The 10,556-nt window shown below is 62.8% G+C and carries 8 protein-coding genes; 4 read left to right on the top strand and 4 right to left on the bottom strand.

What is annotated here, in order from left to right; genetic code table 11:
* Positions 1 to 58 precede the first annotated feature (58 nt).
* The 3 genes from RA20_RS10910 to RA20_RS10900 are packed head-to-tail and all read left to right on the top strand — an operon-like array spanning position 59 to position 2,851.
* Positions 59 to 916: an ABC transporter permease gene (locus RA20_RS10910; protein ID WP_039128152.1), complete on the top strand. Its 858-nt coding sequence runs from the start codon at positions 59 to 61 to the stop codon at positions 914 to 916.
* Complete coding sequence (locus RA20_RS10905; protein ID WP_052248953.1) at positions 913 to 1,746, top strand: ABC transporter permease; 834 nt, start codon at positions 913 to 915, stop codon at positions 1,744 to 1,746. Before RA20_RS10910 ends, RA20_RS10905 begins: the two co-directional genes overlap by 4 nt.
* Before the next feature lies 1 nt (position 1,747).
* A complete protein-coding gene (locus tag RA20_RS10900) occupies positions 1,748 to 2,851 on the top strand; it encodes an ABC transporter ATP-binding protein (RefSeq protein WP_039128149.1) in 1,104 nt (367 codons plus the stop codon).
* A gap of 102 nt (positions 2,852 to 2,953) precedes the next feature.
* Here the strand turns inward: RA20_RS10900 and RA20_RS10895 are convergent, their stop codons facing one another.
* Positions 2,954 to 4,015 (bottom strand): extracellular solute-binding protein, encoded by a 1,062-nt coding sequence (locus tag RA20_RS10895; protein ID WP_039128146.1) that lies wholly within the window; start codon positions 4,013 to 4,015, stop codon positions 2,954 to 2,956.
* Between the two features lie 166 nt (positions 4,016 to 4,181).
* On the opposite strand from RA20_RS10895, the gene RA20_RS10890 reads away from it, so the two are divergent.
* Positions 4,182 to 6,221, top strand: coding sequence for an oxidoreductase (locus RA20_RS10890; RefSeq protein ID WP_039128143.1), 2,040 nt, complete (start codon positions 4,182 to 4,184; stop codon positions 6,219 to 6,221).
* 177 nt (positions 6,222 to 6,398) lie between these two features.
* Here RA20_RS10890 and RA20_RS10885 read toward each other — a convergent pair whose 3' ends face one another.
* From RA20_RS10885 to RA20_RS10875, 3 genes are read right to left on the bottom strand one after another with little or no spacing between them, the layout of a single operon-like run.
* Entirely contained in the window at positions 6,399 to 7,778 is a 1,380-nt protein-coding gene (locus RA20_RS10885; RefSeq protein WP_446720151.1) for an aminotransferase, read from the bottom strand.
* A gap of 18 nt (positions 7,779 to 7,796) precedes the next feature.
* Positions 7,797 to 8,975, bottom strand: coding sequence for an aminomethyltransferase family protein (locus RA20_RS10880; protein WP_039128139.1), 1,179 nt, complete (start codon positions 8,973 to 8,975; stop codon positions 7,797 to 7,799).
* Positions 8,975 to 10,546: a phytoene desaturase family protein gene (locus RA20_RS10875; protein ID WP_039128157.1), complete on the bottom strand. Its 1,572-nt coding sequence runs from the start codon at positions 10,544 to 10,546 to the stop codon at positions 8,975 to 8,977. The genes RA20_RS10880 and RA20_RS10875 overlap by 1 nt, the downstream gene beginning before the upstream one ends.
* Positions 10,547 to 10,556 lie beyond the last annotated feature (10 nt).

Raw genomic sequence — 10,556 nt, 5'->3', positions numbered from 1 at the left:
AGGCGGGCGCCGCCCCCGCCAGGGCGGCGCCGTGAATACCGGCCAGGAGGAGCCAGGAATGTTAACAGGAGAGAGGCGCCAGGGCCTCGCATTGATCAGCCCGACGCTGCTCTATTCGCTGCTGCTGCTGGCTGCGCCGCTGGCCATGGTGGTGACCTTCAGTTTCTGGACCCAGAATTATCTGGATCTCGACACCACGCTGACGCTGGACAATTACCGCGAAGCCTGGAGCAAACCGATCTACAGGACGCTGGTGCTGCGCTCGCTGGCGATTTCGCTGATCGTCACGGCGGTCACCGTGCTGCTGGCTTTTCCGATTGCCTATTACCTGTCGTTCCACGTCAAGAGCCGCAAGGCGCTGTGGCTGTTCCTGATCACGGTGCCGTTCTGGACCAGCTATCTGCTGCGGGTGTTCCTGTGGAAAGTGATCCTGGGCTATAACGGCGTGCTGAACACGGCGCTTCTGGGGCTGGGCGTCATCGATGAGCCGCTGACCTTCCTTCTGTACAACGCCAACGCCGTGGTTCTGACCCTGGCGCATGCCTGGGCGCCCTTTGCGATCCTGCCGATCTTTGTGGCGCTGGAGAAGATCGACCGCTCGCTGCTGGAGGCCGCCGAAGACCTCGGCGACGGGCCGGTGCGGCGGTTCTTCCGGATCACCCTGCCGCTGGCGATGCCCGGTGTTGTTGCATCCACTCTGATCGTGCTGATCCCCACAATCGGTGATTTCATCACGCCGAAGCTGGTCGGCGGCACCGACGGGCTGATGATCGCCAACATGATCCAGATCCAATTCGGCAAGGCGAACAACGCCCCGCTTGGTGCAGCACTGGCAATCTCCTCGATGGCCATAGTCGCAGCAATCAGTGCCGTCATTTTCCTGCTTGGCAAACGGTTCGGAGGCAAAGTGCAATGAAATCCTGGCTTCAGCTTTTCTCAGCCAAGTGGCTGGCAGTTTACGCCGTTGCCTACATGGTGTTTCTCTACGCGCCGGTCATCCTGCTGCCGATGTTCGCCTTCAATGACGCCACGGTGATCTCCTTTCCGCTGTCCGGCTTCACTAGCAAATGGTTCGGCGTGCTTTGGGAAACCGAGGCGCTGCACGGGGCCGTGCGCAACTCGCTGATCGTTGGCCTGTCTTCAGCCGTGCTGAGCACCATGCTCGGCGCCTGTGCGGCGCGGGCCGCAGCCCGTTACAGGTTTCCGCTCAAACGCAGCATGATGAGTTTTATCATGCTGCCGCTGGTGCTGCCGGAAATCATTGTGGCTGTTGCACTGCTGGTCCTGCTGATGCAGCTGGGCATGCCGCTGTCGCTGGTGACCGTGGTGCTGGGCCATGTGCTGATCTGCACACCCTTTGCCATCGCCATTCTGAACTCAGCCTTTCAGGGACTGGACCTCAGCCTGGAGGAAGCCTCTTATGACCTGGGCGAAAGCCGCTGGGGCACCTTCCGCCGCATTGTACTGCCCTTGGTGATGCCCGGCGTGGTGTCCAGCCTGCTGATCACCTTCACCATCTCGCTGGATGAGTTCATTATCGCCTTCTTCCTGACCGGCACCGAAGTCACCCTGCCCGTCTACATCTGGAGCCAGCTGCGCTTCCCCACCAAGCTGCCGTCGGTGATGGCGCTGGGGACCATCCTGCTGGCCCTGTCCGTCCTGCTCCTGATCCTGGCCGAATGGTTCCGCCGCCGCGCCGCCCGGAAACAGGGTATCGAAGCTTCAGCCACCGGAGGATTTGCCTGACATGGCCAGCCCATCCCCTCAGCCCATTATCGACCTTGCGGGCGTCACCAAGAATTTCGGCACCTTCCAGGCTCTGAAAGGTATCGACGCAACCATAAACGAAGGCGAGTTCTTTTCGCTGCTGGGGCCATCAGGCTGCGGCAAGACCACCCTGCTGCGGATGATCGCCGGGTTCGAGACGCCGACCGATGGCACCATCATGATTGGAGGCCAGGACATGGCAGGCGTGCCTGCCAACCGCCGCCCCACCAATATGGTGTTTCAGTCCTATGCGATCTTCCCGCATCTGAGCGTCGCCGAAAACGTCGGTTACGGCCTGAAGACCCGCAAGCTGCCCAAGGCCGAGATTGCCCGCGAGGTGGAGCAGGCGCTGCAGATGGTGGACCTGGGCGGGCTGGGGTCCCGCGCCGCGCATGAGCTGTCCGGCGGCCAGCGGCAGCGGGTGGCGCTGGCCCGGGCGCTGGTGATGAAGCCCAAGGTGGTGCTGCTGGACGAGCCGTTGTCGGCGCTCGACAAGAAGCTGCGCGACCAGATGCAGGTGGAGCTGCGCCAGCTGCAGCAGAAGCTTGGCATCACCTTCATCCTGGTGACCCACGACCAGGAGGAGGCCCTGACCATGTCCGACCGGATTGCGGTGATGTTCGACGGCCGGATTGCCCAGCTGGCCACCCCCGAAGAGCTGTACCGCCGCCCGGCAGACAAGCGCATTGCGTCCTTCATTGGTGTGATGAATTTTCTCGACGCCAAAGCCATGGGCGGTATGAACGGCCATCTGGCGCTTGATATTCCTGCTTTGGGCAATATCGAAATGCCCTCATCTCTGGTTCCCGAGGGGCTGGACCTGCAGAACATTGATACTGTCGGCATCCGGCCTGAAATGCTGACCATTCTGTTCGAAGGCAGCGAACAGACCGAACAGGTCACAACAGGCACTGTGACCAGCACCGCCTATTACGGCGACATGACCTATTACAGTGTGCGCCTGCCCGGCCACGGCGAGGATGTGACCATTTCGATGCGCAACACGGCCGGCCGTTCCATCGCACCTGCAGGCAGCAAAGTGCCGGTTGGCTGGGGCGCGGATTCAATCGTTCTGTTCCAATAAGCGGCCGGGGCATTGCCCCAGCTGTTTTTCCGGCCCTGATCAGCAAAGAAGAACGCCCCGCCGATTGGCGGGGCGTTCTTTTCATAAGGACTTGCCCAGAGCTCAGAAGCCAGCCTTGATCAGCTCGAACTCGGCAATCATCTTTTCCCGCAGCGCCGCAGGAACAGGCCCCTGCCAAAGCGTCTTTTCCCGAAGCTTCTCGTTGCTCTCAAGCCCAACAGCCGCCAGATCGCCGGGGCTCATCTCGGCCATGGCCTTGGCATTGCCATGGCCATAGCCCCATTGGGTGACCAGGTAATTGGCTGTTTTCGGCTCCAGCCAGGCGTTGATGAAGTCGTAGAATTTGTCTTCAGAACCTGGCGCGTTGGCGAGCTTCGAGTATCCGCACACCCAGCTTGAGGCACCTTCCGCAGTGTCACGGTTCACCGCAATCGGATGGCCTTCATAGGTCATCGTCGAATAGGTCTCGTTCCACGCCCAGGCGAGATACACCTCGCCGCTTTGCATCAGCTGCGCCAGCGAAGCCCCGTCCGACCAATAGGTCCGCACGTTCTGGTGCACCTGCCGCAGGAATGCTGAGGCCGCCTGGAACTGCGCGTCGGTTGCGCTGGTCCAGTCGGTGACGCCTGTGGCCAGGAAACCCAGCGCATAGGCGTCGTCAACATTGTCGCCAATCGAGATCCGGCCCTGGTGCTTGGGATCCGCAAAGGCCTGCAGAGTGGCGACATCTGCGTCGCTCAGGTGTTCGGTGTGGTAGGTAACCGCGGTGTTGCCCCAATCGGCCGGGATGAAGTAGCTCTGCCCGTCCTTGGTGTAGGCCGCGATATCGCGGAAGCTGGGTTCCAGCTCGTCCCAGCGCTCAATTCTGGAGGTATCAAGCGGCGCCAGCAGCCCGGCCTCGATCCACTTTGGCACCGACTGCGAGCAGGGATGCACGACATCAGCCTGGAACCCCGAGCGCAGTTTTTGGAAAGCTTCCTCCTCATCTCCGAAAAAGGCGAAGGTGGGGCCGTCGCCATGTTGTTCGATATAGGCAGAGAAAAACTCAGGGTCCTCGTAGCCCGCCCAGTCGAACACGGTCAGCTCTGCATCGGCGGCCATGGCTGCCCCTGCCTGCAAAGACAGAACCGTGCCAAGCGCCGTGGCTGTTTTCAAAATTTTCATGAAAGTCTCCCTGTTGCCGCGGCCCTGTTTTCCTGCCTGTTGCCTCCTCCGGCGCAGGTCCGGCCGTGATAGAAAAAGGTTAGGAGGGAATCCGGCTTGACACAAGAATTATTTGAGCGCTCAATCAAACTTTAGATCCAATCTGCCTAGCAAAGGGTTCACATCAATGCGCGATCCCCGCCATGACATCCTGTTTCAGCCGCTGAAAATCGGCCCCGTGGAGACGAAGAACCGGTTTTACCAGGTGCCGCATTGCGCCGGCATGGGCTGGCGGCGGCCGCGCACGGTGGCGGCAATGCGGGGGATGAAGGCGGAAGGCGGCTGGGGGGTTGTGAACACCGAGTTCTGCTCGATCCATCCGACCTCGGACAATGACTATTACCCCTATGCAGCACTGTGGGACGCGGATGACATCCGCGCCAACCGGCTGATGACGGACGCGGTGCATGAACACGGTGCGCTGGCCGGGGTGGAGCTGTGGATCGGCGGTGGCATGGTAACCAATTTCGGCACCCGGCTGGCCCCTTTGGGGATGCGCAACCGGCCGCAGACGGATGCCACCGTTCTGCACCCCGGCCAGGCGCGCAAGATCGACCGCGAGGATATCCGCAACATCCGCAAATGGCACCGCGATGCCGCCTTGCGAGCCGTCGAGGCGGGGTTTGACATTGTGTATGTCTACGCCACCCACGGCTATCTTCTGTCCGAGTTCCTGGACCCGGTGAACAACACCCGCAGCGACGAATACGGCGGCTCATTAGAGAACCGGGTTCGGCTGGTGCGCGAACTGATCGAGGAAACCAAGGAGGCCGTCGGTCACAAATGCGCCGTCGCCACCCGTTTCAGCGTCGGGCTGGGAGATGCCGAAAGCTATGACGCCTTTGCCATGCTGGCAGACCTGCCGGATCTATGGGATTTGGTGGTGCCGGACTATGGCGTTGAAATGGGGGCAAGCCGGTTTGTAAAGGAAGCTTCCTTCTCGGACAGCATTGCCCAGGCGAAGGCGCTGACTTCAAAACCCGTGGTGGCGGTCGGCCGCTATACTTCGCCCGACACCATGGCGCAGGTGATCCGCCAGGGCGGCCAGGACCTGATCGGCGCAGCGCGGCCTTCGATTGCCGATCCGTTCCTGCCAAAGAAGATCGAGGAAGGCCGCAGCGAGGACATCCGCGAATGCATAGGCTGCAACATCTGCTATGCGCATGACTCGCTGGGGGTGCCGCTGCGCTGCACCCAGAACCCCACCATGGGAGAGGAATGGCGCCAGGGCTGGCACCCCGAGAAGGCCGGGCGCAGTGAAAGGCCCGAGAAAGTGCTGGTTGTCGGTGCTGGCCCTGCCGGACTGGAGGCCGCCCGGGTCCTGGGCGAACGCGGCCACCCGGTGATGCTGGCCGAGGCAAGCAGGACATTGGGCGGGCGTGTTTCCCGTGAATCCCGCCTGCCAGGCATGAGCGAATGGGCCCGTGTGCGTGACTGGCGCGTGGGGCAGATCGAAAAGCTGTCCAACGTCGAGGTTTACCCGGAAAGCCCGCTGGAAGCAGCCGATGTGCTGGACCTCGGTGTTTCGCATGTGATCGCCGCCACCGGGGCGGTCTGGGCCACGGACACCATCGGGCGCCACTCCGATACCGGGCTGGAGGAGGAAGCCCCCGGCATGATCGTCTCCGCCGAAACCGTTCTGAACAGCGAGAGGCTCAATGCGGATCACGTGGTGATCTATGACGACGACCACTACTACCTCGGCTCGGTCCTGGCGCTGCAGCTGCGCAAGGAGGGGCACCGGGTCACTCTGGTCACGCCTGCGGGCCGGCCCTGCGACTGGGGCCAATGGACCACCGAGGTCTACCAGTCCAACGCCGCGCTGATCGAGGCAGGTGTGGCCGTGGTGCCCAACCGGACGCTGGTGGCCGCGCAAAAAGGCGAAGCGGTGCTGGCCTGCATGTTCTCGGGCGCCCGCAGTTCGCTGGCCTGCGACGCCATCATCCCTCTCACCCGCCGTCTGCCGGTGCTGGGGCTCTATGATGGGCTGAAGGCAATGGGAGACGGGCTGCAGGTGGCCGGGATCAAATCGGTGTCCCGCATCGGCGATGCCGAAGCGCCCCACATCATCGCCGCGGCTGTGCAAAGCGGCTACCGCGCCGCGATGGACCTCGGGCAGGACGTGGATCTGGCGAAGAAATACGGCCGCCGCGAGCACACAGTTTAGATACGCAAGCTCAGCCAGCCCTCCCGCAGGACATACCGCGGGACGGCTGGCTTTTTCGTGTCATTGAAAGAGAGCACCCCGGAAACTATGCACAAAAAAGGCGGGCACCGGGACCACCGGTTGCGCCCGCCAGTTCGGGGAAGGGTGACGGGAGTCCTGGTGCCACCCCCTCCAGCTTTAGGCAGCCAGCTGCGCCTCCACCTGCTGGATGGCGCGCTCCAGGATGTCGAACATCTCGTCAATCTGCTCGAGGGTGATGACCAGCGGCGGCGAGAACACCGCCATGTTGATCAGCGGGCGCACGATCAGGCCCATCTCCTCGCAAGCCGCATCGATCATCGAGCCCAGCTTGCGCTCGGCCTCCAAATCCTCGGCCTGGCATTCGATGCAGCCCAGCAGTCCCTCGCCGCGGGCGTCGCCGACGATGTCGAACTTCATCAGGTCGCGCAGGCGGGACTGGAAATGCGGGGTGACGGCGCGGACATGCTCCAGAATGCCTTCACGCTCGATGATCTCGATGTTCTTCAGTGCCGCAACGCAGGACACTGGGTGGCCGGAGTAAGTGTATCCATTGGTGTAGGAGGACGGGGAGCCCAGATGGCTCATCTGCTCCATCACCCGGTCCGAGATGATGCAGGCGCCCAGCGGCAGATAGCCGGAGGTGAGCCCCTTGGCGCAGGTGATCATGTCGGGCTGGATGCCAAAGACCTCTTCGGAGGCGAACCAATGGCCTAGGCGGCCGAAACCGGTCACCACCTCGTCGGAAATATAGAGGATGTCATTGGCCCGGCACAGCTCCCAGGTCCGTTTGTGATAGCCGGGCGCCGGAACGATGACGCCGCCGGAGGAAAGGATCGGTTCGGCTATGAAGGCGCCGATGTTGTCCGCGCCGATCTCGGCAATGGCGGTTTCAAGGTCCGCTACCTTGGCATCGCACCAGTCCTCGACGCTCATGCCTGCGGGGCGGCGGTAGGGGTTCACGTCGGGCAGGAAATGCACCAGCCGGGTTTCGAAATCGAAATGGCTTTTGTCGCGCTCCTTGCCGGTTACCGAATGGGCCAGATAGGTGGAGCCATGGTAGCCTTTTTCGCGGGCAAGGATCTTCTTCTTTTCCGGCTTGCCGCGGCGGTTGTTCATGTACTGCATGGTGCGCAGCGCCGTATCCACCGCGGTGGAGCCGCCGGTGGTGAAGAAGACGTTGTTCAGATCGCCCGGCGCCATTTCGGCGATCTTCCTTGCCAGCACTGCCGAAGGTTCGGTGGTGTTGGTGAAAGGAGACGTGTAGGGCAGCTTCATCACCTGTTCGGCAATGGCATCGGCCATTTCCCGGCGGCCATAGCCGATCTGGGTGCACCACATGCCGCCCGGGCCGTCGATATAGCGCTTGCCGGAGGCGTCCCACAGATGGATGCCGTCCGCGCTTTCCATCAGCATGTTGTCGTAGCCGCGCCAGTCGTCCATGGCCATCCACGGGTGCAGCTGATGGGTGCGGTCCCACTCGTGCAGGGTGTCCGGGCTCGGTTCGTTGGTAAAGCTGTTCGGGGTCATCTTGGTCATTGGAGCACCTGTTACGGATTAGAACGGGCGCGGCGGGGTTGCCCGCGCGCGGCTGTGGATGAAGAAGGGCTTGTCTTCGATGGAAACCGGCACCAGGCGCCTGTCCCATTGGCCTTCCTCGTTGACGTAGACTTCGGCCCAGAGATCATCGGTGATGCCCTCGGCGTAAGGCGCCTTGAACTCGGCCAGCGCGATATTGCGCTTGGTGGTGGGGGACCAAACGCCGGAGGTCACATGCCCCACCTCTTTCTTTTTCTTGTGGTAGATCAGCGCGCCGTCCGCGGGTTTGAAGCCGCCGATATCAATTTTGCGCAGGTGGTAGCGCAGGCCGGTTTGCTGCTGTTTCAGCAGCGCACGGCGGCCGTTGAAGTGGCCCTTGGTGAAATCCACCATCTTGGCAAAGCCCAGCTCCAGCGGGCTGCGGCCGCGGCCCAAGCGCATCGCGGTATGCACCGGCTGGAAATCAAAGCCCGCGGCAATGAACCCGGCCTCGATCCGGCAGATGTTGAGCGCCTCAAAGCCGATGGCCTTCAGGCCCCAATGGCCGCCTGCGGCCCACAGACGGTCCCACAGCTCCAGCGCCTTTTCGTTGGGCACCCAAAGCTCATATCCCAGATCGCCGGTGAATCCGGTGCGCGAAACCCACAGGTCCGGCTCGATCTCGCTCCAGTCGAAGGGCTTCATATCAGCCACGGCGCCCAGTCCGGCGTCCTGCAGCAGTGAAAACGAGGTCGGCCCTTGCAGCGAGAGGGCGGCAATACCGTGGCTTTCGTCGGTGATTTCGGCGTCAAAGCCCCAGGCGGTGTCCAGCAGCCACGTGTACATCGGCTCCTGGCAGCACAGGCGGAAGTCGGTTTCGGAGAAGCGGAACAAGGTGCCGTCGTCGATCACCATGCCCTCTTCATCGCACCACAGAACATAGCCGACCCGCCCGTCACGCAGCTTGGCAGCGTTGCGGGTGACCAGGCGGTTCACCACTTTCAAGGCATCCGGCCCGGTGATGCGGTATTTGTGCATCGGCGAGATGTCGAACAGGGTGCACTGGTTGCGGATGGCGAAGTATTCAAACTCCACCGTGTCCAGAGCCGCGGGCGAGATGAAACCGGCCCAGTTGGTCCAGCTCTTGGCCGTACTGAGCATCTCAAGCCGCGCATGGAACGGGGTTTCGATCAGGCCGATAGGAACATGTTTGGTCATCAGAGAACCCCGTCTTTCAGAAGCTGCAATGCGCTGTTGCGCCCCGCCAGCCCGGTCACGTCGCCGCCCGGATGGGCACCCGCGCCGCAAAGGTAATAGCCCTCTGGTCCGAAGCGGTACTGCGCCATGCCGTTGGCGGGCCGCACCGTGAGGATCTGGTCGATGCCCATCTCGGCATGATGCCAATGGCCGCCGGGAGCACCTGTGCGGGCTTCGATGCAGGCCGGGCTGAGCACTTGTGCCTCCGTGACCAACGCGCCGATGCCGGGGGCGTATTTCTCCAGAGCGGCGAGTGTGACGGACGCCAGTTTGCTGCGGGCTGCCTCGTCCCAGCCGCTCTCCAGCCCGTAAGGAACCGAGCTGACCACGGCCGACAGCACATGCTGCCCGCCAGCCGTCATAGCCGGGTCAGACAAGCTGGGCAGCACGGCCTCGATCACCGGGTTTTCCGGCAGTTCGCCATACTTGGCCGGGTTGAAAGCGCGCTCCACATAGGTTGCGCTGGGGGCAATCAGCAGCCGCCCTGCGGCAAGCTTCGGGCTGAGGCCGGTGAACTCCGGCGCGCCGCTCAGCACCAGATTGACCTTGGCCGCCGCGCCCTTGCAGCGCTGGTTGCGCATCCGGCGCACCATTTCGGTGTCGTAATGCTCTGCCCCCGCCAGCATCATCGCGGGCATCGGGCCGGTGTTGCTTAGAACCGTCCTGGCGGACAATTCAGACCCGTCTTCCAGCACCACACCTGCTGCGCGGTCGCCTTCGACCAGTACCCGGGCCACGCCCAGGCCGGTGCGGATTTCGGCTCCGGCAGCACGGGCAGCCTTCTCAAACGCGGCTGAGACAGCGCCCATACCGCCCATCGGCAGCTGCGCACCGCCGCCCTGCCCCAGGCGGTACATCAGGGAAAACACAGTTCCGGGGGAACGCGGCCCGGCATAAGCGCCGTGCACCGCATCCGCCGCCAGCGCCCCGGCCAGCGGGCCGTCTTCGAGATCGTCCAGGAGCAGGTCGTAGGCGTTGGACAGGAGCACGCGGAGGAACTCGCGCATGTCCTTCTTGCCCATCCGCTTCAGATCCAGCCCCAGCTTGGCCAGACCAGCAAGTTCTGTAAGCGTTTCCAGGCTGGTCAAACCGCCCTCAAGCGAGGGCGGGGATTTTGTAGACAGCTGCCCCAGCAGATCCGCAAACAGGGTCAGGCGGCGCATCAGTTCGGCAAAGGGCTCTGCTTCCGGGTGCGGGCGCCCGTCCGGCAACTCCGCCCTGCCATTTCGAATCACCGCGTGATTGCCGTCTGCTGACAGCGAAACGGCGGGCAGTTCCTGTACTTCCAGCGGCGCGCGGGAAGTGCCCAGTCCCAGCTCCTTTTTCACCTTGGGATGCAGGTTGTAGAGCAGATGCGCAATCTCGGGCACCTCGATGCCGCCCGCAAGCGTGGTGTTGCGGGCCATGCCGCCGGCGGTATTGTTCTTTTCAATCACGCAGACCGATTTGCCCTTGCGGGCCAGGGTCGCAGCCGCGGCCAGACCATTGTGGCCGGCGCCGATGACAATTGCGTCGTAAGTTGCTGTGGTCATCTTCCGCTCC

Origin of the sequence: Leisingera sp. ANG-Vp, assembly GCF_000813725.1 — a bacterium.
In the GTDB taxonomy this organism is placed as follows: domain Bacteria; phylum Pseudomonadota; class Alphaproteobacteria; order Rhodobacterales; family Rhodobacteraceae; genus Leisingera.
The sequence above is the reverse complement of the archived record's forward strand: the minus strand, read 5'-3'. Positions and strand labels throughout refer to the sequence as shown.